The sequence below is a fragment of the Streptomyces sp. NPDC041968 genome, assembly GCF_055589025.1.
Genome location: NZ_JBVJCB010000002.1, coordinates 191,272 through 216,121, shown reverse-complemented (window position 1 = coordinate 216,121; position 24,850 = coordinate 191,272). Strand labels below are relative to the sequence as shown.

General features: G+C 71.3%; 21 protein-coding genes and 4 pseudogenes. 14 read left to right on the top strand and 11 right to left on the bottom strand.

The window, feature by feature from the left end; all coding sequences use genetic code 11:
* Positions 1-164 precede the first annotated feature (164 nt).
* From ACZ6EG_RS06040 to ACZ6EG_RS06030, 3 genes and pseudogenes are all read left to right on the top strand, one after another.
* Positions 165-398 (top strand): NAD(P)-binding protein, encoded by a 234-nt coding sequence (locus ACZ6EG_RS06040; RefSeq protein WP_469602676.1) that lies wholly within the window; start codon positions 165-167, stop codon positions 396-398.
* A pseudogene (locus ACZ6EG_RS06035) lies at positions 296-1,027 on the top strand (NAD(P)/FAD-dependent oxidoreductase); the annotation flags it as partial. The gene ACZ6EG_RS06040 and the pseudogene ACZ6EG_RS06035, both read left to right, overlap by 103 nt.
* Positions 1,028-1,267: 240 nt before the next feature.
* Positions 1,268-2,140 (top strand): sigma factor-like helix-turn-helix DNA-binding protein, encoded by an 873-nt coding sequence (locus ACZ6EG_RS06030; protein ID WP_469602643.1) that lies wholly within the window; start codon positions 1,268-1,270, stop codon positions 2,138-2,140.
* 70 nt (positions 2,141-2,210) lie between these two features.
* Here ACZ6EG_RS06030 and ACZ6EG_RS06025 read toward each other — a convergent pair whose 3' ends face one another.
* The 6 genes and pseudogenes from ACZ6EG_RS06025 to aceE form a co-directional block, all read right to left on the bottom strand.
* On the bottom strand, positions 2,211-2,426 hold the full coding sequence (locus ACZ6EG_RS06025) for a hypothetical protein (RefSeq protein WP_469601981.1): 216 nt from the start codon (positions 2,424-2,426) through the stop codon (positions 2,211-2,213).
* Positions 2,427-2,707: 281 nt separating this feature from the next.
* Positions 2,708-3,205 carry an Ohr family peroxiredoxin gene (locus ACZ6EG_RS06020; protein ID WP_469601978.1) on the bottom strand — a complete coding sequence of 166 codons (498 nt, stop codon included), beginning with the start codon at positions 3,203-3,205 and terminating at the stop codon, positions 2,708-2,710.
* 156 nt (positions 3,206-3,361) lie between these two features.
* A complete protein-coding gene (locus ACZ6EG_RS06015; protein WP_469601975.1) occupies positions 3,362-4,258 on the bottom strand; it encodes an RNA polymerase sigma-70 factor in 897 nt (298 codons plus the stop codon).
* Positions 4,259-4,636: 378 nt separating this feature from the next.
* Positions 4,637-4,849 carry a hypothetical protein gene (locus tag ACZ6EG_RS06010; protein WP_469601972.1) on the bottom strand — a complete coding sequence of 71 codons (213 nt, stop codon included), beginning with the start codon at positions 4,847-4,849 and terminating at the stop codon, positions 4,637-4,639.
* A gap of 41 nt (positions 4,850-4,890) precedes the next feature.
* Positions 4,891-5,928 (bottom strand): annotated as a pseudogene (locus ACZ6EG_RS06005) (pirin family protein).
* Positions 5,929-6,008: 80 nt separating this feature from the next.
* Positions 6,009-8,696, bottom strand: coding sequence for a pyruvate dehydrogenase (acetyl-transferring), homodimeric type (gene aceE, locus ACZ6EG_RS06000; protein ID WP_469601969.1), 2,688 nt, complete (start codon positions 8,694-8,696; stop codon positions 6,009-6,011).
* 346 nt (positions 8,697-9,042) lie between these two features.
* On the opposite strand from aceE, the gene ACZ6EG_RS05995 reads away from it, so the two are divergent.
* The 3 genes from ACZ6EG_RS05995 to ACZ6EG_RS05985 all read left to right on the top strand — a co-directional run bounded on the left by ACZ6EG_RS05995 (position 9,043) and on the right by ACZ6EG_RS05985 (position 12,172).
* Complete coding sequence (locus ACZ6EG_RS05995) at positions 9,043-10,029, top strand: aldo/keto reductase (RefSeq protein ID WP_391968816.1); 987 nt, start codon at positions 9,043-9,045, stop codon at positions 10,027-10,029.
* Between the two features lie 334 nt (positions 10,030-10,363).
* The gene (locus tag ACZ6EG_RS05990) at positions 10,364-10,573 is read left to right on the top strand and encodes an alpha/beta hydrolase fold domain-containing protein (protein WP_469601964.1); all 210 of its coding nucleotides are present in this window, start codon (positions 10,364-10,366) and stop codon (positions 10,571-10,573) included.
* Between the two features lie 144 nt (positions 10,574-10,717).
* Positions 10,718-12,172 (top strand): hypothetical protein, encoded by a 1,455-nt coding sequence (locus tag ACZ6EG_RS05985; protein WP_391968815.1) that lies wholly within the window; start codon positions 10,718-10,720, stop codon positions 12,170-12,172.
* 15 nt (positions 12,173-12,187) lie between these two features.
* Here the strand turns inward: ACZ6EG_RS05985 and ACZ6EG_RS05980 are convergent, their stop codons facing one another.
* Positions 12,188-13,243 carry a hypothetical protein gene (locus ACZ6EG_RS05980; protein ID WP_469601961.1) on the bottom strand — a complete coding sequence of 352 codons (1,056 nt, stop codon included), beginning with the start codon at positions 13,241-13,243 and terminating at the stop codon, positions 12,188-12,190.
* 838 nt (positions 13,244-14,081) lie between these two features.
* On the opposite strand from ACZ6EG_RS05980, the gene ACZ6EG_RS05975 reads away from it, so the two are divergent.
* From ACZ6EG_RS05975 to ACZ6EG_RS05965, 3 genes and pseudogenes are all read left to right on the top strand, one after another.
* The gene (locus tag ACZ6EG_RS05975) at positions 14,082-14,936 is read left to right on the top strand and encodes a peptidoglycan-binding protein (RefSeq protein ID WP_391968813.1); all 855 of its coding nucleotides are present in this window, start codon (positions 14,082-14,084) and stop codon (positions 14,934-14,936) included.
* A gap of 281 nt (positions 14,937-15,217) precedes the next feature.
* Positions 15,218-15,460: pseudogene (locus tag ACZ6EG_RS05970) on the top strand (peptidoglycan-binding protein); the annotation flags it as partial.
* A 33-nt stretch (positions 15,461-15,493) separates the two neighbouring features.
* Positions 15,494-15,862 (top strand): M23 family metallopeptidase, encoded by a 369-nt coding sequence (locus tag ACZ6EG_RS05965; protein WP_391969110.1) that lies wholly within the window; start codon positions 15,494-15,496, stop codon positions 15,860-15,862.
* A 250-nt stretch (positions 15,863-16,112) separates the two neighbouring features.
* Here ACZ6EG_RS05965 and ACZ6EG_RS05960 read toward each other — a convergent pair whose 3' ends face one another.
* On the bottom strand, positions 16,113-17,288 hold the full coding sequence (locus tag ACZ6EG_RS05960; RefSeq protein WP_469601957.1) for a DUF2235 domain-containing protein: 1,176 nt from the start codon (positions 17,286-17,288) through the stop codon (positions 16,113-16,115).
* A 365-nt stretch (positions 17,289-17,653) separates the two neighbouring features.
* Between ACZ6EG_RS05960 and ACZ6EG_RS05955 the strand changes: the two genes are divergently transcribed.
* The 3 genes and pseudogenes from ACZ6EG_RS05955 (at position 17,654) to ACZ6EG_RS05945 (ending at position 19,965) form a co-directional block, all read left to right on the top strand.
* Positions 17,654-18,532, top strand: a complete 879-nt coding sequence (locus tag ACZ6EG_RS05955) for a peptidoglycan-binding protein (protein WP_469601954.1) — start codon at positions 17,654-17,656, stop codon at positions 18,530-18,532.
* A gap of 119 nt (positions 18,533-18,651) precedes the next feature.
* Positions 18,652-19,239 (top strand): annotated as a pseudogene (locus ACZ6EG_RS05950) (DUF6807 family protein); the annotation flags it as partial.
* A gap of 354 nt (positions 19,240-19,593) precedes the next feature.
* Complete coding sequence (locus ACZ6EG_RS05945; RefSeq protein ID WP_469602674.1) at positions 19,594-19,965, top strand: hypothetical protein; 372 nt, start codon at positions 19,594-19,596, stop codon at positions 19,963-19,965.
* Here ACZ6EG_RS05945 and ACZ6EG_RS05940 read toward each other — a convergent pair.
* Both ACZ6EG_RS05940 and ACZ6EG_RS05935 read right to left on the bottom strand, forming a co-directional pair.
* Complete coding sequence (locus ACZ6EG_RS05940; protein ID WP_469601951.1) at positions 19,889-20,251, bottom strand: hypothetical protein; 363 nt, start codon at positions 20,249-20,251, stop codon at positions 19,889-19,891. The genes ACZ6EG_RS05945 and ACZ6EG_RS05940 overlap by 77 nt on opposite strands.
* An 81-nt stretch (positions 20,252-20,332) precedes the next feature.
* Entirely contained in the window at positions 20,333-21,358 is a 1,026-nt protein-coding gene (locus ACZ6EG_RS05935; protein WP_391968808.1) for a GlxA family transcriptional regulator, read from the bottom strand.
* Between the two features lie 126 nt (positions 21,359-21,484).
* On the opposite strand from ACZ6EG_RS05935, the gene ACZ6EG_RS05930 reads away from it, so the two are divergent.
* The gene (locus ACZ6EG_RS05930) at positions 21,485-22,408 is read left to right on the top strand and encodes an NADP-dependent oxidoreductase (RefSeq protein ID WP_391968807.1); all 924 of its coding nucleotides are present in this window, start codon (positions 21,485-21,487) and stop codon (positions 22,406-22,408) included.
* Between the two features lie 113 nt (positions 22,409-22,521).
* Here the strand turns inward: ACZ6EG_RS05930 and ACZ6EG_RS05925 are convergent, their stop codons facing one another.
* Positions 22,522-23,073, bottom strand: coding sequence for an EF-hand domain-containing protein (locus tag ACZ6EG_RS05925; protein ID WP_391968806.1), 552 nt, complete (start codon positions 23,071-23,073; stop codon positions 22,522-22,524).
* A gap of 228 nt (positions 23,074-23,301) precedes the next feature.
* On the opposite strand from ACZ6EG_RS05925, the gene ACZ6EG_RS05920 reads away from it, so the two are divergent.
* On the top strand, positions 23,302-24,810 hold the full coding sequence (locus tag ACZ6EG_RS05920; RefSeq protein ID WP_391968805.1) for a DUF4246 domain-containing protein: 1,509 nt from the start codon (positions 23,302-23,304) through the stop codon (positions 24,808-24,810).
* Positions 24,811-24,850: the final 40 nt, after the last annotated feature.

Sequence of the window (24,850 nt, the reverse complement as noted above, 5' to 3'; positions counted from 1 at the left end):
CCGCGGCCCGCCAACGCATTCTTCGCGCAGGCGCCGCGGCCCGCCTCCCACCGGTTCGCGCCTGTCACAACGGGCGGGTCCGACCGGTCCTCTTCACGGACGACCGGTCCCGCCTCACGGACGACCGGTCCTTCTCCAGGACGCCGACAGGAACAGAGGACACCGTGCGAGAGATCTTGATCGTGGGCGGCGGCTACGCCGGCTTCTACACCGCGTGGGGCCTGGAGAGGAAGCTGCGCCGGGGCGAGGCACGGGTCACCGTGGTCGACCCCCGCCCCTACATGACGAACCAGCCGTTCCTGCCCGAGGTGGTCGCCGGATCCTGCCCGAGGTCACCGACGGGCCCGGCGAGTGGGTGGTGCGGTCGCTGGAGAAGCGGGGTGCGCGGGTCCACCTGAACACCCAGCTCGTCTCCGCCGAGGACGGACACGTAGAGCTGTCCGACGGCGTCGCCTACGACTCGGGTCTGATCGTGTGGACGGCGGGCAACGCCGCCAACCCGATCGTGCACAACCACACCGACCTGCCGGTGGACGAGCGGGGCCTGCTCACCGTCCGCGCGGACCTCCAGGTCGGCACGGACACCGAGGCGGTGCCGGACGTCTGGGCCGCGGGGGACGACGCGTCGGTGCCGGACCTCGCGGTGGGGCGCCCGGGGGCCCGTACGGTGCCCAACGCGCAGCACGCGGTCCGACAGGGCAAGCGTCTGGCGAAGAACATCCTGGCGTCGCTGCGAGGCCGGCCGGCCAAGAACTACGTGCACCGCAGCCTGGGGGTGGTGGCGACCCTGGGGCTGGGCCGGGGCGTCTTCCAGTACCGAAGCCTGGTGATCAAGGGGTTCTCGGCCTGGCTGATGCACCGCGGCTACCACGTCCTCGCCGTACCGAGCTGGGAACGCAAGGCGCGTGTCCTCGCCGTGTGGGTCACCGCCGCCCTCTTCGGCCGGGACATCGTCTCCCTCGCCTCGGTCCAGCGCCCACGGGAGGCCTTCGTCTCCCACGGGGCCCCACGGCCCGGCGAGGGGGCCACGAGCGTCGGCGCCGAACGAGGCGACCGTGACAGGCCTCGGCCCCGACTCCGCGGGCCGTGGTGGGAGCGGTGTCACAACCCGTGCCCCTGCTCGGTCCACCTTCCATACCGACAAGAACAAGACGTCACCGTAGCGACCGCTGCGCGCTGGGCGTGGCACCCCGCGGACCGCGGATGGCGGCCCGCGCCCGCCGCCGCGGCAGTGGCGCCCGAGGTCCGTTCGAGGGGAGGATGCGCCATGGAACACGCCGGTGAGGCGGTGCCGATCGCGGAACTGCTCGACGAGCGACGGCACTTGCTGGAGGTCGCCCACTGGATGCTGGGCAGCCGGGTCTCGGCTGAGGGCGTCGTCGACGAGGCGTACCGCCGGTGGTACGGGCTCACGGACGGGCAGCGGGCGCGGGTCGCCGCGCCGAGGGCCTGGCTGACGCAGGTGGTGGGCGGCATCTGCCTGGCCCGGCTGACCCTGCCCGACAGGGGCGAGGAACCACGGCGACCCCGGCCGGGCACCGAGGCCCGGGAGGCGGGGGTCGAGGGCGAGGCCAGTGCGGTGCTGTTGCGGGCACTGGAGTCCCTCGCACCGGCGGAGCGGGCGGCCTTCGTGCTCAACGACGTCTTCGGGGTCTCGCCGGGTACGGTCGCGGGCGTCGTCGGGCAGTCGGAACCGCAGTGCGCCCAGCTGGCGGGCCGGGCCCGCCGGAGCCTGCGCGCCCAGGGCGCACACCCCACCTCGCCGCGCAGGCACGCAGAGGTAGTGAACGCCGTACGGCAGGCGTGCGCCGACGCGGACAGCGGCCGGCTGGCTTCCCTGCTGGCCCCCGACGCCACCGCCTACTTCGACGGGGGCGGCAAGCTCCGCGCCCTGAGCCGTCCGGTCGACGGCGGCGAACGGGTCGCCCGGAGCCTGCTGACGCTGCTCTCCCGCCACCCCCGCACCACCCTGGACACCCACTCCGTCAACGGGCGCGCGGGCCTCGTCGCCCGCTACGACGACCAGGTCGCGGCCGTCATCACCCTCGACATCGCCGGATCGCACGTGGTGCAGGTCTGGGTGGTCCTCAACCCCGACAAACTGCGCGAGTGGAACCGCCCGCGCCCCTCCGACGCCTGAGACGCAGGTGGCTGAGACGCGGGCGCCTGACACGTGGGTGCCCGTGACGCAGCTGCCCCGGCCGTCGGGGTCAGGCCGCCACGTCGTGGTCGACGCGCACCGCCGAGACGTCCAGGGCGAGAGTCAGCCCGTCACCGCCGAGGACACCGCTCGGGTCCGGTGCCGTGCTCCGGGTGAGCCCGCAGTCCCACCGGCGCAGGACCGCCGCCCCCGAGAAGTGGACCCGGTGCGGCGTGCCGGACGGAGAAGCCGATCGTGCTGCGCGCCGGGTCGACGGTGTAGACACCGGTGGCCGCCGCGGACGAGTCCGTGCTGTGCAGCGCGGCCCGGTGACGGTGGAGGAACATGATGGTGGCCTTCTGTGAGGTCGCGGGAGTTCGGTGGCCGGCACACGCCCGCACGGCGGCGCCGGCCACCCCTGGACTCCCGTCACCGGGCAGGTCGGTCCCGGCGGCGGGCCCGTGGACCAGCCGGGTGCGTCGGCGTCCACATCCGGAATGACCAGGTGCGGTCGTCTTCTGTGACAGGTGCGGGACGCGCTCGCCGGCGGGGCGGACGGGCAGGCCGTCAGGACACGAGGGTGATGGTCGTCGGCGTCCCCTTGTCGGCCATGCGCGCGTACGGGCACAGCGAGTCGGCCTTCTCCAGCAGCGCGGCCGCCACCTCCCTGGTGACGCCGGGCCACCGGACCACGAGGTCGACGCTCAGCAGGTAGCCCCCGTCCCCGGGGTCACGCCCGAAGGCGACCGTCGCCGCGACGGAGATCTCCGCGGGGTCGAGGCCCTCCTGCCGCGCCACCAGGGCCAGCGCGCCATGGAAGCAGGTCGCGAACCCGGCCGCGAACAGCTGCTCCGGGTTGGACCCGCGGCCGTCACCGCCGAGCTCCGCGGGCATGCGCAGTTCGAGGTCCAGGACTCCGTCGGCCGAGCGGGCCCTGCCGGACGCCCGCCCGTGCGCGGCCACACCGCCGTGCACGGTCACGGTGGTCGTGTAGAGGGGGGAGAACGTGTCCCCGTCGAAGTCCTTCTCGGTCGACAGGGAGGGCAGCGGGATCCGTTCGGTCACGGCAAGGCTCCGATGGCGTCGTGGTGCGTGTCCCGGCGCGGGACCGGGGACACGTGCACTGGGGATGGCGCTGGTCCGGGTCTGGACTCCCGGGTGACCGGTCAGCCGCCGTTCCTGTGACATGCGCCCGACGCCGCGGGCAGCGGCCGCGGCGGGTCAGCCGCTCAGGGACGCCACGTAGGGCGACAGCTTGGCCGGGTTCATCACCCACATGATCCGGTCGATGCCGTCGGCGGAGACGTCGACGGACAGCAGTGCCACGGCCGTACCGCCCGCACGGACCAGCACCGCGGGCCGACCGTTCGCCTCGACCCAACGGGTGTCCGCCTGCGGCCAGAACCGGGGCGCGAAGGCAGCGAGGTAACGGGAGACGTGCGGGCGCCCGACCACCGGGATCTTGGACGCGCCCCTGATCCCGCCGCCGTCCGCGTAGCTGACGACGTCCGCGGCGAGGACGTCTTCGAGCACCTTCAGATCGCCGGTCTGCGCGGCGGAGAGGAACACCTCCAGCAGGCGCCGGTGGGTCGTGGGGTCGACACGCTCCCTGCGCTCGTCGGCCAGGTGCCTGCGGGCTCGGCTCACCAGCTGGCGGGCGTTGGCACCGCTGGTCTCCAGGATCGAGGCGATGCGGTCGTAGGGGTAGTCGAACGCCTCCCGCAGCACGTAGGCGGTGCGTTCCACGGGGTTCAGCTTCTCCAGCAGGAGCAGCACCGCCATCTCGACGGCCTCGGCGCGCTCCGCTCCCAGTTGGGGGTCCGGCGCGGTGTCGACCGGTTCGGGCAGCCACGGACCGACGTAGGTCTCCCGGCGCACCCGGGCGGACTGGGCGAGGTTGATGGAGAGGCGGGTGGTGACGGTGGTCAGGAAGGCGCCCGGCTCGTGAACGGCGGCGCGGTCGGTGTTCTGCCACCGCACCCAGGTGTCTTGGACGACGTCTTCGGCCTCGGCCGCGCTGCCGAGGATGCGGTAGGCGATGCCGAAGAGCCGGGGGCGTACCGCCAGGAAGTCCCGCGTCGCCCGGTCGAGGGGGTCGGGGTGAGCGCCAGCGTGCATGGATCGTCCCTTCTCGCGTGGCACCGGACATGCTACAAGCGGGCCCTGACAACCGTGTCAGCGGGCACACCGTGTGATTTCGACGGCCCGTCGTGGCCAGAAGGAAGGCCGCTCACCTGCTCAGTAGGTGCTGCTCGGGGGCGGTTCCTCTCTGCCACTGGCGCAAACGGTGTCACAGTGTGCTAGGTTCATGGCAGTGCTCCGGACACCGGTGGACGGTACCCGAGGAGGGCCCGGAGCACGTGCGCACCCGCCTCAGGAGCCGAGCGGGTGAGCGCCCCGGGTGTCCCCTCGATCCCCCGTGAGCCGGCACCCGGGGCCGCGTACGTTCCCGCGCCGAGGCACGAGTGGCGGCCCGTGGGCCCCCGGGCACCGGACCTACTGCGCGCCGTCTCCGTCGCCCTTCCGTCGGCGCAGTCGGCGCAGTCTCTCGGAGGTGTCCCGGATACTCGCGTCGACGGCGTCGAGCGCTTCCCGCAGCATCAGGGCACGCGTCTCCAGCAGAGCCGCCTGGGCGGCCAGGGACACCCCGAGGTCGGTGGTGTCCTCCGGCACGTCCTGGCCTCGGGTGGTAGGGGTACCGGACAGCACGGGCGTCACTTCCTTCCTGGCGGCGAGGACTCCGGGCGAGGTCACCCGGCCGTCATGGGCATAGACCGGACAACCGCGGCGGTTGTGACAGCCCCCGGTCCGCCGGTCGCCTGCGGTGGGGGAGGGGCGCGTCGAGGCGTGAGTGTGGCGTTGGGCAGCTCGGGCGCCGGCCGGCGTTCCCCGCCGTGTCCGTCCACGTGCCCGAATCGGTCGGAGCCCTCCTGCCACGCCTGCTGGTCCGGACGACGTCCTCGTGGGTACGGCCCAGGAAGTTCCACCACATGACGGTGTCCTCCCCGAACGGCGGACCGCTCAGCAGCACCGTCCTGGCCGGCTGATCCGCGGAGCACGACTGGTGCAGCCGGGTGGTGCCGGGAGGCACGTGACCCAGATCCGCGGGGCGCAGGACGGCGCCTTCCAGGGCGACTTCTCCGGTGTCGACGAGGAGACCGTGCTCGAAGGCCCCGCCGACGTCGAGGGCCACGGAGGCACCCGCCTCCAGGGTGATCTCCGCGCCCAGCAGGGGCGTGAAGGTGGCCGCGGGGGACGCGACACCGGCCAGCGCGCCCAGGAAGACGCGGGCCAGCCCGCCCGGCAGAGGCACCGGGGCGGGGACGTAGTGCTGGAAGTCGCGGGCGGCGGCGCGGTGCGCCTCGGGCAGCGCGACCCACAACTGCACCCCGTGCAGCACGGTGGTGTCCGCCGTGGAGAACTCCGAGTGGCTGATGCCGAAGCCGCCGGTCATGAGGTTGAGTTCCCCGGGACGGACGAGGGCGTGGTCGCCCATGCCGTCACGGTGCTCTACCTCGCCGCTGAACAGCCGGCTCACCGTCTGCAGCCCGGTGTGCGGGTGCGGCGCGACACGCATGCCGCCGGTCAGCGCCACATCGTCGGGGCCGGAGTGGGCGGCGAAGCACCACGCGCCGATCAGCGTCCGCCCGCTGCGGCGGCGTCCGCCGTACGGTCATGGCCCGCGGACCGCCCAGAGGCACGCTCCGCGCCGTCAGGACCTCCACTCCCCGGGTACGGCCCCCGCCCGAGCACGGCACCTCCACCGGCTGGGTCTCCAGGTTGCTCATGGTGCTGTGTTCTTACTGCCTGCGCCACGGCTGCCTGTGCCGGGCACGCCGGTGCCGGGGGAGGGGTACCGACGGGCCGGTCACCGGTCGAGGCCGTAGCGCTCACGGGCCAGGGCGACCGAGGACGGGGCGACCTGCCCGGACCGGGCCAGCCGGTCCAGCGCCGTGACCACGATCGACTCGGCGTCCACCTCGAAGTGGCGACGCACGGCCTCACGGGTGTCCGAGAGCCCGAATCCGTCGGTGCCCAGGGAGTAGTAGTCCTGCTCCACCCACTGGCTGATCTGGTCCGGCACCTGCCGCATCCAGTCGCTGACGGCCAGCACCGGCCCCGGCGCGCCGGACAGCGCGGCGGTGACGTACGGGGTCCTGTCCTCGCCCCGCATCCGTGCCGCGTCCGCCCGCATCGCGTCGCGGCGCAGCTCCGTCCACGAGGTCACCGACCACACGTCGGCGTGCACGTCCCAGTCGGCGGCCAGGAGTTCCTGGGCACGGAGCGCCCAGTGGACGGCCGTACCCGAGGAGAGCAGTTGCAGGCGCGGGCCGGTCGCGGTGGGCTCGGCGGCCCGGAACCGGTAGACGCCCCGGACGATGCCCTCCTCGATGCCCGGTACCGCGGGCATGGGCGGCTGGATCTTGGGCTCGTTGTACACGGTCAGGTAGTAGAAGAGGTCTTCGGGCCGCTCGCCGTACATGCGGCGCAAGCCGTCACGGACGATCACCGCTATCTCGAAGGCGAACGCCGGGTCGTAGCTGATCGCCGCCGGATTGGTGGAGGCGAGCAGGTGCGAGTGGCCGTCCCCGTGCTGGAGGCCCTCACCCGTCATCGTGGTGCGCCCGGCGGTGCCGCCGACGACGAAGCCGCGGCCCATCTGGTCGGCCAGCGCCCAGAACTGGTCGCCGGTCCGCTGGAACCCGAACATGGCGTAGAAGATGTAGAACGGGATCATGGGCTCGCCGTGGGTGGCGTACGAGGTCGCGGCGGCCGTGAACTCGGCCACGGAACCGGCCTCGGTGATGCCCTCGATGATCACCTGGCCGGTCCTGCTCTCCTTGTAGTGGAGCAACTGGCCGGCGTCGACCGGGTCGTAGGTCTGCCCCAGCGGGGAGTAGATCCCGGCGGTCGGGAACAGCGACTCCATGCCGAACGTGCGGGCCTCGTCGGGGATGATCGGCACCCAGCGCGCACCCGTCCGCTCGTCCCGCATCAGGTCCTTCACCAGCCGGACCAGCGCCATCGTGGTCGCCGCCTCCTGGTTGCCGAAGCCCTTCTCCAGCGCCTCGAAGGGCTTGGCGGGCGGCTCGGGCAGCGGCCCCGCGACCACGCGCCGTGACGGCACCGGACCGCCCAGCGCGGCCCGCCGCTCGCGCAGGTAACGCACCTCGGGCGAGTCCGGCCCCGGGTGCCAGTACGGGACCCGGTCGCCCGCGAGGGCGCCGTCGGGAATGGGAAGTTCCAGGGTGTCGCGCAGCGCACGGAACTGCGCCGTCGTGAGCTTCTTCATCTGGTGGTTGGCGTTGCGGGACTCGAACGCCGAGCCCAGCGTGTGGCCCTTGACCGTCTGGGCGAGCACCACGGTCGGCGCGCCCCGGTGCTCGACGGCGGCCCGGTAGGCGGCGTACACCTTGAGGGGTTCGTGGCCGCCGCGGGAGTTCTGGAACAGCTCGACCACCTGGGCGTCGCTCAGGGAGGCGGACACGGCGGAGAGCACGTCTCCGGTGAAGAACCTCTCGCGAACATAGGCGGCGTCCCGGGCGGCCAGCGTCTGCAGCTGCGCGTCCGGCACCTCGCCCAGACGCGTCACCAGGTCGCCGGTCGCGTCCTGCGCCAGCAGCGGGTCCCAGGCCTCACCCCACAGGGTCTTGACCACGTTCCAGCCCGACCCGCGGAACCGCGCCTCCAGCTCCTGCACGATCTTCGAGTTGGACCGCACCGGACCGTCCAGGCGCTGGAGGTTGCAGTTGACGACGAAGGTGAGGTTGTCCAGGCCCTCGCGGGAGGCCAGGGTCAGCGCGGCGAGCGATTCCGGCTCGTCCATCTCCCCGTCGCCGAGGAACGCCCACACTCGCGAGGCGGAGGTGTCCTTGATGCCGCGGGCGTGCAGATACCGGTTGAACCGTGCCTGGTAGACCGCGCCGAGCGGTCCCAGCCCCATGGACACCGTCGGGAACTCCCAGAGCCACGGCAGCCGCCGGGGGTGCGGGTAGGAGGGCAGGCCCCTGCCACCGGCCTCACGGCGGAAGGCGTTCAGCTGCTCCTCGTCCAGACGGCCTTCGAGGAACGCCCGGGCGTAGATGCCCGGGGAGGCGTGCCCCTGGAGGAACAGCTGGTCGCCCGATCCGTCACCGTCCTTGCCGCGGAAGAAGTGGTTGAAGCCGATCTCGTAGAGCCAGGCCGCGGACGCGTACGTGGAGATGTGCCCGCCGAGCCCCAGCGGCGCCCCGTTGCTGACCATCGCGGCAGCGTTCCACCGGTTGAGCGCGGTGATCCGGGTCTCGGTCTCCAGGTCACCGTCGAACGTCGGCTGGGCGGCGACCGGGACGGTGTTGATGTAGTCGGAGGACAGCAGGCCCGGCAGGGACATCCCGGACCGTGTGGCGAACTCGTGCACCCGCCGTACCAGGTAGACCGCTCGCTCGGGTCCAGCGTTGCGCACGACGGCGTCCAGGGAGGCCTGCCATTCGACGGTCTCCTCGCGGTCACGGTCGGGCAGCTGGTCGAGCTCACTGGGCGCGGAGGCCCCGGTGAGCCGGGACGGGTCATTCATGGCGGCCTTCCTGGCACTGCGTGGTGGTGGGAACGGCGGACGCGGACGGTGCCGCGCGGCAGCCGGTGGGCGCACGGCACGCCCTCGCGGACGGGCGACGCACCACCGTGTTGACTACCCCCATGACCGGACGGCTCCGGATGCTGTGACACGGAGACCGCCGGCCGCCGTCGTCGCGCCGTCGGCCGGACCAGGCAATCGTGCTGTCTGCGTCGCCCACACTTCACAACACGCACCGCTGCTCGTACCAGTCACACGGTGTGTAAGGTCGCATGTGCCGGGTCGGTCGACCCGCGCAGGTGCTTCCGCTCCGCACGGAAGCCCTCGACGACGCGAGGAACAGCACATGAGACAAGTTCGCCTGGGCCATCACGGCCCCGTGGTGTCGGCCCAGGGCTTCGGTGCCATGGGCCTGAGCGGGGCTTACGGAGCCAGTGCCGACGAGAAGGAGGCCGTCGCCACCCTCAACCACGCGGCGGACCTGGGCATCACTCTGTTCGACACGGCCGAGTCGTACGGCCCGTTCGAGAACGAGCGGCTGCTGGGTCGCGCCCTGGCCCATCGCCGTGACGAGGTCATCCTGGCGACCAAGTTCGGTCTGGACTTCTCCGACGACGGGCAGCCCGGTCCACTGGACGGCCGGCCCGCACACATCCGACGAGCCGTCGAGCGCTCCCTGCGGCGCCTGAACACGGACCACATCGACCTCTACTACATGCACCGCCTGGACCCGGCCACTCCGGTGGAGGAGACGATCGGCGGAATGGCCGAACTGGTGGCGGCCGGGAAGGTGCGCCACATCGGGCTCTCGGAGGTCTCCGCGGACACCGTCCGCCGTGCCCACGCGGTGCACCCGCTCACCGCGGTGCAGTCGGAACTGTCGCTCTTCAGCCGGGACCCGCTGGCATCCGGCGTCAAGCGGACCCTGGACGAGCTGGGCGTCGGGCTGGTCGCCTACTCGCCCATCGGCCGCGGCTTCCTCTCCGGGGCCATCCGCAGCGTGGACGACCTGGACGAGGACGACTCCCGCCGGGAGCTGCCGCGTTTCGCCCCGGAGAACATCGCCGCCAACCTCGAGCTGGTCGACCACGTCCGGGCCGTCGCCCAGCGGCACGGGGCCACCCCCTCTCAGGTGGCGCTGGCCTGGGTGTCGGCCCAGGGGGCGATCCCCATCCCGGGCACCAGACGCCGTGCCTACCTGACCGAGAACGCCGCCGCCGCCGACCTGGTCCTCACCGCGGAGGACCTCGCGTCCCTGGACGCGGTGGTCCGGCCCGAGGCCGTACGGGGAGCCCGCTACACCCCGCAGCAGCTGGCGTCGACCAACCGTTGACCCGGGCGCGGTCACCCGCCCGCAGGCCGGCCGGGCCCGCCTGCTGCAGGCGGCACCCGGACGGTTCGCTGTCGCGGCGGCCCACCGACTCCGTCTCCCGGCAGCGGGCGGTCCGGGCGGTGGGTCGTGAGCGAGGGTGCCGAGGAGGGCCCGGACGGCAGCCGCATGGGCGTGGCCGGTGACTCGGTCGGCGGCAACAGGCGGCGGCCCTCGCGCACCTGGCCAGGCAGCGCGGTGACGTGACGTTCCTGCACCAGTCGCGGTACCACCCGGTCACGGACGCGGCCCAGGACACCGAGAGCTACCGGACCTTCGCCGACGGCCGCCGGCGCTGGTGATCGTCGACGAGTGCGACGTGCTGCGCGACGAGGGCGAGGCGTACGCCCGCGAACTCGTCCAAGTCGGCGTGCCGACCACGAGCGTCCGCTGCAACGCGACCCTGCACGACGTCATGATGCTGAACCCGGTGCGCGGGACCCGGGCATCGAGTGCGGCTGTGGAGCAGGCCGTCCACGTGCTGCGTCAGGCGCCGGGGACCGACTGACGCGCCGGGACCCGGCAAGCGCACGGCGTACGAGTACCGGGGTGCGTTCCACGCGCCCCGAACCGACAGCCTTGGGGGAGGCGAGGAGGGGCGAACGGGGTAGTCCCGCGTGCACGGAACCGCCACAGGTTCGATTCTGTGATCATGAGCATCCGTCCCTGGGTCGTCGTGGAACCGCCGGACGACCGCGGTCTTCGTCGTGTCACGCTGGGTGGCGAGGAGGTCGGCAGCGCCTGGTCCCCGTCCGAGCTGCGCACGGTGCTCGGTCGACTCGGCTACCCGAAGGACGTGGATCTGGCGGACCGGTCCGCCCTGTGCTGGCGCGGGGGCGACAGCGACGTCTGGCCCGACCGGGCCTGGCGGAGACGCTCGGTCATGGCCCTCATGGTGGTCGGGCTGCTGGTGTCCATGGTGCTCAACGCGGTCATCGGCTGGCCGGACGCGGCGGGAGCCCTGACCTTCGCGCAACGGATCACCGGAGTCCTGTTCGTCCTTTCCGGGCTCGTGCTGGGGGCCGCGGCCGTCGCGGCACTCGACTACTGGGGGAGACGGCAGTTCCGGGCCGCGGGAGCGGTCGTCCTGCTCGGCGTGATCGTCGCCCTGGCCACCGACAGCCTCCTGTTGCTGCTCTGGTTCGAGGAGCGGGAGTACACGCGTCACCTGCTGGTGTACCTGCCCGCCGTGTGCTGGTCCCTCTGGGCGTTCTGCCTGCTCGTGCGCCAGAAGTCGTGGAAGGGGGTTCCCCAGCCCAAGAGGTTCGCGGCCGGGGTGGTCGCCACGGCCCTCCTGACGGCTGTCAGCCTTGCCTATTCGACCATGTACCAGCCGGCGGCCGCCCCGATGCACTTCACCCTAAGGGCAGAATTCGGGAAAGCCTGGAAGGACGACAATCTCGCCTTCGTGCACGTACCGCTGACCCTGCACATGAAGAACACCGGAGGCATCCCGGTGTACATCATGAACGACATCTACACGGTGCGCGGAAGAGTCGCCCTGTATTCACCGGGGGACGAGGGGCTGATGGAGGAATGGCGGCAGAGCGTCGGAAAACAGGGAGCGCGCGAAGGGGAGGCCGAACTGTATGTCGACCAACTCAGATACTTCACCGTCAGCAGCGGAAGGTTCTACGAGTCCGGCGACGCTCTCGACGTCGGCCAGGAACACTCCCTCAAGCGTGTGTTCCAGCTTCCCAGGGACGTCGGGTACGACACCGTGAGCGTGGACGTACAGATCTCGTACATGCGGAAGGACCGGGGGAAGCTGGACGTCGAGGAATTCAGGTCACCTCACCCCTCGTGGAACGAGCGGGACAGGCGCTACTACTGCGAACCGGCCGTATGCGGAGGGCAGCTCATCTACCGCGCCAGAGTGCGCCACAACAACAACCTCATCAATGTGACGCGCAAACCGCGCTATGTGACGGCCGTCTGGTCCCCGGGGGGCCGGTTCATCTCCTCGATCTCGTCGTTCCCGTTCAATTTCTCCGGAGCGGGCGACTACGGCGAGGAGAGACGGGAGCTGGAGAGGTACGGAGCCGCCAGTGCCCGGGTGGATTCGGAGATCTCGGTGGCGGAGCTGCTGAAGTCCGCAGGGGTCTGACCGGTCGCGTGCCGGTCAGGAGAGCCAGGTTCCCACGGTGATGCCGAACTTCTCCTCGAGGTAGGTGGCAGTCTGCTTGCAGGACAGGGCGGACCCTCCCAGGCTTCCGAACAGCTCGTCGTGCGGGACGAGTTCGGCCAGCTCCGTGATGAGCGGTACGACTTCGAACGGGCCGCGGGCGTTCTCGTTGTTGCGCAACCGGGCGAGGACCTCGAGCCGGTCGTCGGTCTTCTCCTCCGCCTTCCAGAAGTCCTTGATTCCTTCCCCTTCCCAGTCCGGGGGAACCAGCTTCTCCAGTCCCTGGGCGAGGGCGGACTCCGAGGTGGAATCGAAGATGGCACTGGTGCAGACCGCGGCGGCCTTGCCGAGCGACTCCTCCGGGCGCTCCTGGGCGGAGGCGGCCTGCTCCTGCTGGTCCTTCATGCGAGCGGTCTTGTCATCGAGATCCCTGGTCGCCTCGGACCGCTCCTCCGACGAGGTCTCGGGGTCGCTGATCTTCTTCAGCAAGGCGCTGACCTGCTGAGTGGCGGTGACAAGTCGCTCGCGTTCCTCCGGTGGTGTCCTCTTGTCCCGAGTTATCTCGTCGGAGCCGCTCTTCCCCGGGAGCGCTTGCCTCACGGTCGTGTCCGGGGCCGGCGTCCCGCTCCGGTCCGGTGCGCGAGCCGAGTCCCCGTCAGCGCTGTGCTGCGCGGCGAAGGCGCTCTCCTTCACGCCGGCGATCATCTTGTCCCGCAGTTCCTGCGGCGTACCGGGGGCACAGATCAGCGGCAGGGTGGACGTGGAGCGTTTGACGACCAGGATGAGCATGGACCGTTCCTCGGCCGGAGCACGGGGATCGCTGACCACCCGCAGCGTCGAGGTCACCTGCTTCACCACGGAGGTCAGCTCCCGGCGCAGCTCGGGCGGAGTCCGCGGGTCGTTGATCGCCGCCAGTGCGGTGGTCAGATGCTCCGCGCTCTCGACGACGCCCTGCCGGTCCTGCGGCAAGGTCTCCGGGCTCTCCACCGTGGAGACGAGCGTGATCAGTGTGTCCACGGTGGCCGTGAGCTCTTCGGGAACGTCCTGTCTCATCCGTTCCAGGTCCGTCGTGGCTTCCGCGATGCCGGTCTCCTGGTCGGGCGAAGGGGCGGAGGTCTGTCCGTCCGTGGTGTCGGCGTCCGGCGACGGGGAGTCTTCGGACGGCTCGCCGGGCGGGTCGGAGTCCGGTTCCGCCGGCTCCGTTGTGTCGCTCGGCTTCGGCGGCGTCGTGGTGTCCGGCGCCGGGGGCGTCGCGGGATCGTCCGGTTCACCCGGCGTCGACGAAGGAGAGGGTGGCGGGTCAGTGACCCGCGCCGGCGCTCCGGCACTGGCTCCGGGCACCTCCCGGGGATCCGCCGTGGCCACCGTCGCACCCACGGGCAGGACAAGTGCCGCTGCCACCACGGACGCACCGGCCGTGTGAAGGAGGTGTCGCCGAGAAATTCTGGCCATGATGGTTCCAGACACGCTTGGCGCCGTGCTGTTCTCGCGCGCCCCCGACTGCGCGACTGACATGACGGACCACGGCAACTTCAGGTCCTTTACACACCACGCTACGACGACGACCAGGGGGCGGCAAGCGTGCCGGCGCTCAGAGACGGAGTCCTCGGAGGGCGCTGTTCCGGCACGTCCGCGTACGCCCCCCATGGGGCGTCGCCGGCGTCGTCGGCGGTCCAACTGGACGAACCGAAGCGGCAGTCGGCAGCCATCCGGTCTCGAAGCTCCCGCGGTTTGCCGGACCCTGTCGTCGGACGCATCGTGGAAGGACGGGGGAGTACCGGCTGCGCGGCCGGTGGCTCATGCGGCTCCCGCCGCCCCCTCCGGTCTCACCCCGTGGTCGACACGATCCCGTGTGACGCAGAGGAAAGGACCCGCCGTGCCCACTCCATGGATGCCTCAAGCACTCAAAGCGGACGTAGGGGACCACGCGCCGTGTGACGCGGAGTTCCCGGCCCGCGCGATCGCCCACATCACGGCGGACAGGGAGGCCACCGCCGGTGCCCCCCTGGACCTGGTCCCCTTCGCGAATCTCAAGGGTTTCTTCACCGACGGCGGCAGGGGTTCGGCGCCGCACGTCCTCTGGGATCCCTTCACCGGAGCGTTCGCCCAGTTCCTGCCCGCCACATCCCGCAGCAAGGCCCTGTCCGACGCCCCCGGCGGCACGCGTACCAACCGGGCGGGCAAGGTCGTCCTCCAGGTCGAGGCCCTGTTCTTCCCGCACTGCCGCGTCGGGGGCGAGGTGTTCGCGAGGCTGGTCGACACCCCGTGCAAGGGCTGGGCCGAGCTGCACTCCTGGATCAGTTCCTGGGGCGTACCGGACGTCTGGCCCATGGGCCGCCCGACCTCCCTGTCCCGCAACACCTGCCCGGACGACACATGGCGGACGCGGGGCGGGTGGTACGCCCACGGTCAGGTCCCGGAGAACGATCACGTCGACCCCGGATCCTGGCCCTCGTTCCTCGCCGGTCCGGGAGAACCGACCCCCGCGAGGCCGCTGGTCGAGCCGTTTCCCGGTGCGTCGTTCTTCCAGGCGGGTCGCACCTCACCCGTCATCGCGAGCATGCACGGTCGGCTGGTCGCCGAGGGATGCGGCCGCTACGCGACCGGCAGCCGGAAGGACGTGTGGGGCGCGGGTGACGTCCGGTCGTACACCGCCTGGCAGGAGAAGCTCGGCTTCGAGGCCGACGAGGCCGACGGCATCCCCGGCAGATTCAGTTGGGAGCGGCTCGAAGTGCCCCGGTCATGAAGCCGTCCGGCACGCCGTGGAACGCCCGCACGAATGCGCTCCGACACATCGTCAGAACGCCACCTGTCGGCCCGCTTCCGGGTTTGCGCGGGCCCTCTTCCGGGCGCATGGTGGAAGTGGCATGCATCTGACCGGCGGCCTTGCGAGCGCCCCGGGGGGCGGCCACAGGATTGACCTCTCCTGCGTACTCCGGTGCGCGGGCACCTCGTGTACCGCAGGGCGACTCGGGTCGTGAGTCGGGTGCCGTGGGGGCACATGAGGAAGGAGTGAGGGCCATGCCTGCGTTGGCGCCATTCCCAGGAGCGGCGTTCTTCCACAAGGGGCAGCGCAGTCCCGTGATCGCCTCGATGGGCAAGCGACTGGTGGCCGAAGGGTGCGGCAAGTACAAGAGCGGTCCGGGGCCCGTGTGGACGGAGGCCGACCGGGCTTCGTACGCCGCCTGGCAGAAGAAGCTGGGCCTCAGCAAGGACGACGCGGACGGCATTCCGGGGAAGCTCTCCTGGGACCGGCTGCGCGTCCCCTCGTCGTCGCCGGCACCGTCGGCCTCCGGCGGGCGCGTGGCGTCCCCCGTACCGGGGCACCCCGTCTCGACTCGCTACCGGGTGAAGGGGCGGCACTGGAGCCTCGGTTACCACACCGGCGCGGACTACGCCGCCCCGAAGGGCACCCCCTGTGTCGCGGTACGGAGCGGTTCCATGGTCCGCAGTGGAAAGGACGGCAGCTTCGGCAACTTCCTCGTCCTGCGTGCCGGCGGATTCGACTACTGGTACTGCCACCTCTCCGAGCAGACCGTGAAGCGGGGCTCGGTCAAGGCAGGCCAGAAGATCGGGGAGGTGGGCTCCACCGGGAACTCCACCGGGCCCCACCTGCACTTCGAGAAGCGTCCGGCCGGTGGCGGTTTCGGCTCCGACCTGGCACCGACGTAGGGGCGGTGCACCGAGGCCGCCTCGCTGCGGACGACCCGTGGCCCGTGGGAGGCGTGCGTGCCCCTCGGCGGGCCGCACGGCTCCCGCGCGCCGCTTGGCGGATCACGGCGTTCCCTTTTGGCTTTGGCGGATCACGGCGCCACTTTGCCACCCTGAACAGGACCCCGGTCGACTTGGGCGGCGCACCGGCCGACAAGGGCACCGCACCGGCCCACCGGGACAGCGCGCACGAGGACAGCGCGCATGGCGCTCACTTGGACAACGCGCCGCCCTGGGACGGATGCAGGGGCGGCAGCCCCGGGAACGCGCCCGGTACCAGGACCGGCTCCAGCCGGATCCGATCCTGTCTGCTCAGGTAGCGCTCCAGCTCCGGTGGCCGGTAGCCCGTGTCGCGGTCGTACCGCTCCTTGGCGGGTACCGCGAGGAACTCGTTGCCGTCGGGCTCGCCGTCGTCGTTCACCGCCTGCCCCAGCGGCCGGTGCAAGGGCGTGGACAAACGGTACATGCCCGTCCGGGAGACGTGGAGAGGGCCGGAACCGTCCGGTCGTACGCGGAAGTTGGTACTTTCCTGAGGCCGCATCACCTGGGGCCCCGTGGTGCTGAGCACGTCGGAGTCGAACTCCAGCCCGTGTCCGCGGGCGTGGTCCACCATCCACAGGAGGGCGATGTCCGACAGCCCGGTCTCCTCGTAGCCGCCGCCGACATCACTGTGGACGCCGGCGAACCAGACCTGCTTCAGCTCCTGACCCCGCGCCGCTGCTCCGGGATGCTGGTGCCACAGCGTCGGCCGGAACGCCGAACGCTGCTCGTCGGCGGCCAGCGCGTGGAACGCCGCCTTGATGCGACTGCTCAGATCGGTGTTGTGGAACGCCCATCGGCGGTTGAAGCGGCTCGCCGCCGGCCGCAGCCACGTCGTGCTCGGCGCCGGGATGCCCAGGGCGCCGACGGTGTCCCACACCCCGACGAAGGCGATGTCCGTCTCGTGCGCGTACGAGCGCCGGAACAACGTGGCGGCCGCGCCGTTCGGTTGCTCGATCCGGTCGCGGTAGAGGGCCCACGCATCCGGTACACGGTCGGCGTGGTCGCGGCGCAGGATGCCGCTGTTGCGTATCAGCCCAGCCAGGCTGCGGACGGTGAAGGCACCTCGACTGAACCCGAAGAGGAACAGTTCGTCGTCGGGTTCGTACGTCTCGACGAGGAACCGGTAGGCGTCCACGACGTTCTGCGAGAGCCCCATGCCGAACGCGCCGCCGCGCAGGCGCTCGCGCCGATGAGTGCCGACACCGCTGTGGTAGTAGACGCGTTGTTCCTTCCCGGCGACGGAACCGGGCCGCACGGAGAGAGCCACTTTGGCGACGTTCGTCTTGCTCGGCTGATCCGCGAAGTTCCACGTACCGTCGCAACAGACCACCAGACGCGCGGACATGATCATCCCTCCTCGCGCATGCCGTGGAGCGGCGCACAGCACCACTTCCAGGGTGACACCGTCCGGTGCGCCGCGCGACGCGAGGACCGGGCCGAATGCGACGGTCGTGGGCGCCCCGGTGGCCATCGCGGGACGGGTACGGGACCGGCGGCGCCGACCGGCGCCGAGCGCACTCCTCCTGAGTTGCGGACGAAGGCCAACGGACGGATGCTGGAAGGGAGTTACCGCCCACTCGCTCCGGGCTTCCGGTCCCGGCCGCCCGGGCGGGTCGACGTATCCGGTTCTCCCGCCGTGGCGCCATCGGCGGCCACCGTTGCCGCTTGCCGACCGGTCGCGTCCCGCCGGTTCCCAGAGAGGCCGCCCCCATGCACCAGAGCGTCCGTGATCACTGGATCACGTTCAACGACCCGCTCGAGGGCCGAGTGCACTTCATGTACCTGGACCAGAAGGGATGGGTGAGCACAGGGATCGGCAACAAGATCGACCAGACGGCGGCGGCCGACTCCGCACCGAGTCCCGCGGAGCGGTCCGCGTCCCTGGCGCTCGCGGGCGAACTGCGGTGGCTGAACGCCGACGGCTCCCCGGCGACGGCGGACCTGGTCGCCCACGACTGGGACAAGGTCAAGGCGCACCTGCACCTCGCCCGGCAAGGGCACAAGGCCTTCCAGCCGCCGTTCACCTCACTGCACCTGTCGGACGAGGAGATCGACCGCCATGTGTTCGCCAAGCTGGACCAGATGGAGGCGTTCCTCACGGCGCGGGCCCCCGACTTCTCCGGGTTCGCCTCCTGGCCGGCCAACGCACAGCTCGCCACGCTGAGCATGTGCTGGGCACTCGGACCGGCCTTCCGGTTCCCCAGGTTCCAGGGCCATGTGGCGGCGCGGGAGTGGAACGGCGCCGCGGACGAGTGCCACTTCACCCCGGACGAGGGAACCATCAGGATCCGGAACAGGCTCGACCGGGCGCACTTCCTGCTGGCCGGGACCGTGGAGGCCCGCGGTCTCCCCGCCGACCGGCTGGCCCTCGACCTGTCCGACGTGTTCGGCGTGCAGGGCGCGCTGCTCATTCTCGGCTACGACCCCGGGGCCCAGGACGGGGCCGACGGGCCGCGTACCCAGGGCGCGGTCCGTGCGTTCCAGAACGACAACGGCCTCGACCCGAACGGCTCCCGCGAGGACCCGGCAGCCCTGGCCGAACTGAGCGTGCGGTTGTCCGCCGCGGGCTTCACGGTGCTCGGGGTCTGACCGGGGACGCCGTCCTGTCCGGACCCCGTCCCACCGCGTGACCCCGAATCGACACCATCCTCTATAGTGTGAACAGTGTTCCGACACGGCAGGACGATCCCGTGGGGCGGTGCCGGAACATGTGTTGCCGTACCTGTGTCCAGCGCCCAGCAGGTACGGTGCCCCGGTCGCCGACTTGCTCCCCCGTGGGTCGGCGACCGGGGTCTGTTCGTTGCGTCCCGGCCCGCCCATGCCGGTCCGCCCTTGCCGTCCCGGCCGACTTCGAGCCGGTGGACGCGCGGCGCCCCCGAGCCGTTCCCGGACGCCGCCCTCGCTCCGAAGCGCAGGTCGCGGCGCTGCCGTTCGGTGTGTGTGCGGCAGGTCCTCTGAAGCCGCGGGTCGACTGGCGCCTCTTGCTCTCCCCGTTCGACCGCTCCGGACATGGCCACCGCCAGTGCCGCCGCCGGTGCGGGCGGGCGAGCACCTCGACGGCTGGCGCCTCGGTGTCGACGCCCGTTCTCCCGGGTCACACGGTGGCACGCAAACATTGTGAGAAAGCGCTTACCAAACTATCGATTGCCATGGAGGCTTCTTCTGCCCAGCCACCAAACGCCGACCCCCCGCACCACCGAGGCGTCTGGACCGGCCACCGCGATGTCGACGGCACGGACTTCTGGACCGAGTTCGCAGGGCACGGCCGCATCGTGCACCGTTCGCTCGACGAACTGACCGAGAGGCCCACCACCACACACCCGACCCGACAACGATGCAGGAGACCCGCATGTGCACTGTCGACAGCGAGCAGACCGACGCGTCCTTCCCCGCGTTGCCGGGAGGAATCGGCGTCTCACGGCTCCGCGTGTACGACGTCGAGGACGCACACGGCGAGGCGGGCGGCACCCCGCACGTCCACCTCGCCTGCGCCGAGGGGTACTACGTCCTGTCCGGCTCCGGCGTCGTGCAGACCCTGGGCGTGGCGAGCGGATTCGCCACGACGCCCCTGCGGCCGGGCACCCTCGTCTGGTTCGACGGGAACGATCCACCGGCTGGTCAACGGCGGTGGACTGGAGATCCTCGTCATCATGTCCAACTCGGGACTGCCCGAGGCCGGGGACGCCGTGCTCACTCTGCCGCCGCACCTCCTCGCCGACCGTGAGACGTACCTGGAGGCGGCCGCGCTCACCGGCGAGGGAGAAGCCCGGACGGCCTCCGCCGTCCACCGCCGCGATCTGGCCCTGGAGGGCTTCGCGGCACTGCGCGCCGCGTACGACGAGGAGGGGCCGGGCGCGCTGGACGCCCTCCACCGCGCGGCCGTCCGCATCGTCCGTCCGGCCCACGCCTCGGTGACGACCACCTTCTCGTCCCGGCCCGCGCCGCTCAGTTCGCCGAACCGACCAGGAATCCGAGTCCCGCCATCAGCCCGGCGTAGGCGACCAGCAGCGTCAGGCTGCTAAGGATCAGCAGCCAGCCGGTCACGATGGTGAACAGGGCCACACCGCGGTCGCGGCCCCCGAGTCGCTTGCCGCGACGGCGCCCGAGGTGTCCGGCCGGGACGGCGACGGCTCCGCACAGGAACATGGAGGCTGTGTAGAAACCGCCCCACATCAGCCAGAACATGGGGGTCATCACGATGGCCAGGATCAAGCTGACGCCCGCACCGGCGGCCCAGAGACCGATCCGGGCCGGTGTGTTGCGGACGACAGCACTCGCCGCGGCTGCCTGTCCCGTGTCGCCGGCCACGCTGGGTTCCTCCCCGTCAGTTGCTGGAGCAACCCTACTGGGTGGATCAGGCCGGTCAGGGCGGTCGAGCGCCCCATCAGGTCAGGGCCGTGCGCCGAAGGCGCGACGGTAGACGGCGGGGGAGACGCCGAGGCCGGCCCTCATGTGCGCCCGCAGGGAGTTGGCGGAGCCGAAACCGGCCCGGTGGGCGACCAGGTCGATGGACAGGTCCGTGGTCTCCAGCAGTTGCTTGGCCAGTTCCAGGCGTTGAGCGGTGAGCCACTGCACGGGGGTCATGCCGACCTCGTCACGGAACCGGCGGGTGAAGGAGCGCAGGCTCATCCGGGCGTGTTCGGCGAGCTGGGCCAGGGACAACGGCTCGCCGAGGTGCTCCAGGGCCCAGGCCCGGGTGGCCGTGGTGCCGGCGACGGTGGGGTCGGGGATGGGCCGGTCGACGTACTGCGCCTGCCCGCCGTCCCGCCAGGGCGGTACGACGCACATGCGCGCGGCCCGGTTGGCGGTGGCCGCTCCGTGATCGCGGCGGATCAGGTGCAGGCAGAGGTCGACGCCCGCGGCCACTCCCGCGGAGGTCAGCACGTCACCGTCGTCGACGAAGAGGACCTCCTCGTCGACCTTGACCTTGGGATACGCCCGACGGAACTCGGGAGTCAGGTTCCAGTGCGTGGTGGCGGGACGGCCGTCGAGGAGCCCGGCCGCGGCGAGGACGTAGGAGCCGGAGCAGATGGACACCAGCCGGGTGCCGGGCCGGATTCCGGCGATGGCCTCGGTGACCTCGGGCGGCAGCGGGCCGCCACGGCCCAGCTCGGGCATGGCGTGGGTGGGCGGGACGATGACGGTGTCCGCCTCGGCCAGTGCCTCCGGTCCGGCCGCGGGCTGCACCACGAAGCCCGCGTCGCTGAGGACGGGGGCCGCGTCGGCGGTGCAGACGACCACCTCGTACAGAGGACGGCCCTCGGAGTCCAGCGCACTGCCGAAGACGCGGGAGGGGATGCCCAGCTCGAAGGGCGGTACGCCGGGCAGGGCGAGCACCGCGATCCGGTGCCGCCGACCGGCTCGGACCGTCCGGCTCCGGGCCGTCCCCGCCGGAACCCGCCGCGCAGTGCTCATGGCCAGATCCTGTCACATAGTGGCCCAAGGGCCAACACCGCGGGCCGCCGGGAAGGCCGATCGTGGAGGGCGTCGCCGGGTCTCCGGCGGCGCGTACCGATGGAGACGAAGGACGAGGCCGGGAACATGCGTGCAGTGGTCGTGGAACAGTGGGGCGGACCGCAGGAGCTCAGTGAGCGCGAGATCGAACGCCCGGAGCCCGGGTTGGGTGAGGTCCTGGTGCGGGTGCGCGCGGCCGGGGTGAATCCGGTGGACTGGAAGACCAGGGCCACGGGCTCCCTCATCGAGTGGGGCACCCCGCCGGCGGTCGGCTGGGACGTGTCCGGCACGGTCGAGGCCGTCGGTCCCGGCGTGGGCGTCTTCCGTCCCGGGGACGAGGTGTTCGGAATGCCGCTGTTCCCGCGTCAGGCCGGCGGATACGCCGAGTACGTGGTGGCGCCGGCCCGGCACCTGGCGCGCAAGCCGGCCGGACTGACCCATGTGGAGGCGGCGGCGCTGCCGCTCGCCGCGCTGACCGCCTGGCAGGCCCTCGTGGACACCGCCGACGTCCGACCGGGGGAGCGCGTGCTGGTGCACGCCGCGGCCGGAGGCGTCGGGCACCTCGCGGTGCAGATCGCCAAGACGCGCGGTGCCCACGTCATCGGGACGGCCAGTGCGGCCAAGCACGCCTTGGTACGGGAACTCGGGGCGGACGAGGTGATCGACTACCGTTCGGTGCGGTTCGAGGACGTGGTCTCCGACGTGGACGTCGTGCTGGACGGCCTGGGTGGCCGTACGGCCGAGCGGTCCCTGCGGGTGGTGCGCGAGGGGGGCCGGCTGATCACGTTGCCGGGGCCCGACGACGTCCCCGCCGCCCCGGAGGGGGTACGGGCGATGTGGATGCTGGTCGAGCCGGACCACCACGGTCTGCGGGAGATCGCCGCGCTCGTGGAGCGAGGCAGTCTGAAGCCCGTCGTCGAGACGGTCCTGCCGCTGGCCCAGGCCGCGAAGGCGCACGAGATCGGTGAGCAGGGTCGCACCACCGGCAAGATCGTCCTGACGGTTGACTGACCGCTGAGGTCCGGCCGAGGCGCGGCCGGGCTCGGGACGGCGGCGCGGATGGCGTGACCGGCGTTCGCCCGGCTGCCTGCCTCCCGGGCCGCGGAGGAGATCCGGTCCGCCCGTCAGCCGATCGGGATGCCGGTCAACGGGCCGCACATGTAGTTGCCCGGTTCGGTCGGGTCGTCGCTGATCCAGAACTGGACCCACAGCTCGGCGAACTCGGAGCGGCTGAGGCAGCCGTCGGCATCCCGGTCGAGGATTTCGAAGGTCGTCCCCACCGCGACCTCGCGGCCGTGCCACACGTCGATCAGGCGTCGGTGCTCACCGCGTGAGATGCGGCCGTCCCCGTCCTCGTCCACCGCGTCGAAGACGGTGTCGGCCGTGGCGGTGACGGCTTCGCGCATGTCACCGAGCCGGTCGACCATGGCCAGGAGGTCGTCCATGTCGATCCGGCCGTCCCGGTCCGTGTCGACGGCCGCCGCCAGCTGCTGCCACCAGCCCAGCATCACGCTCCGCACCCGGTCGGCCAGCCCGGCCTCCGCCGTGACGCGGGGCAGACGGCCCCAGCGGGCCGCCAGAGCGTGGAAGTCCTCCTCCTGCAGGTACCCGTCGCCGTTCGCGTCGAAGGCGTCGAACATCGCGCGGAGCTTGACGCGCTGGAACTCACTGGCCATACGAGCCCTCCTCGTTGCCGGAAGTGAGGAGAGGCTGTCCAAGCGCGCCTGCTGCCTAACAGCGCTCGCGCGCACTCCCCGGAGACTCGGTAACACCGTGCGCCGGTTCCACGCTCCGTGCGCCGGTGCTCCGACAGACGCGATCATGGACCGCTGCTGCCCCTGCCCGGCCGCACCGGCTGAAGTATCCTTCCCGCCACCGCACACCGAGTCAGAGGATCAAGGGCATTGACTGGCCTGTCTGCTTTCCCGCTGCCGTTCCACGCCTCCCGCTCCATAGCGTTCGCGACGCCCCGCACGCTGAGGGAACTCCAGATGATGCGTTGCAGCTCGCTCATCAGGGAAAAGCCGGGGTGGTTCGAGAAGATGCACGATGCCGACATCGTCGGCAGATGGTCGCGAGAGGCGATCGCCCAGGGCCTCACCGAAGCCCAGGTGCGTTTCGTGCTCGACGAACTCTCCCACTACGCCTCGCTGCGGGACGCGCGAACCGGTGCCGAGGTGTCCGCCGTCGACGGGGTGTGGCAGTCGGACACCCTGGTCGACGAAGAGCTCAGAGGCCGGCTGCGCGAGGCGGTTCGTGTCCTGGAGCAGGTACCCGAAGCCGAACGGGACTGGCATCCCGGATCCGGCGGCCAGGTGCTCGACCTGGTGCACCCCTCACTTTTCTGCCTCGTGCGAGGGGTGAGTGGCGAGCCCGAGAAGGCCTGGCGAAACCCGACGAACCGCTACTCGAAGTACGAGTTCTCGGAGAGGTTCCAGTGGCTGCCCACGGACGTCGACGTCAGTGACGACGGTGACGCCGTCTTCCGTTCGTACGTCAACAACGTCCACCCCGAGACGCATCGCGCCCTGTCCTCCGTTCTGCCGGACCTGTTCGCGCGCATGCTCCCGCTGCTGGAGAACGTGCTCACCGACCTGCGCCATCCGCGCCCTCTGCGGATCACGGCAGATCCCTACGGGTGGTACGACTCCGAGCCGGAACACCCCGACCAGGCCGCCTACAGCGATGCCGAGGCCTACGCCGAAGCCCTGCGCGCATGGGAAGTGGCCCAGGACGACTGGTGGGAGAACCGCCGCCCGGTCCTTCCGGACGCTCCGGCCTTCACCCCGCCCGAGTCGCCCGACGAGGACGCCCGGGTCTCCCTGCGCGGTCGCCGTCTCCAGGTCATCGTCAAACTCGCCACCGTTCACCTCACCCCGGACAAGCCCGAGTACGCCGGCGGTTCCTGGCACGTCGAGGGGATGCTGAACGAGCGGATCGTCTCTACCGGAATCTACTACTGGGACAGCGAGAACATCACCGAGAGCCGGCTCGGATTCCGCTCCGCACTGGACGACCCGGACTACGAACAGAACGACGACAACGGCCTGCGCGAGGTCTACGGCCTGGAGGACGAAGACGCGCTGAACCAGGTGCTGGGTTCGGTGCCGACCCCGGCCGGCCGCTGCCTGGCCTTCCCGAACGTCCTGCAACACCGTGTCGGCCCGTTCGGCCTCGCGGACCCCACCCGGCCGGGACATCGCAAGATTCTCGCGTTCTTCCTGGTCGACCCGTCGGAAACGATCGTCTCGACATCCGACGTGCCGCCGCAGCAGCCGTGGGCCGACACCTCGACCATGACGCTCGACCAGGCCAGGGAGTACCGCGAGCAACTGATGCAGGAACGCAAGTTCTTCGTCGACGAACACAACGAGCAGCTCTACGAGCGGGAGTTCTCCCTCTGCGAGCACTGAAGACGGCCCGGCCCGGCCACGCTTCCCCCGCCCGGTTCGC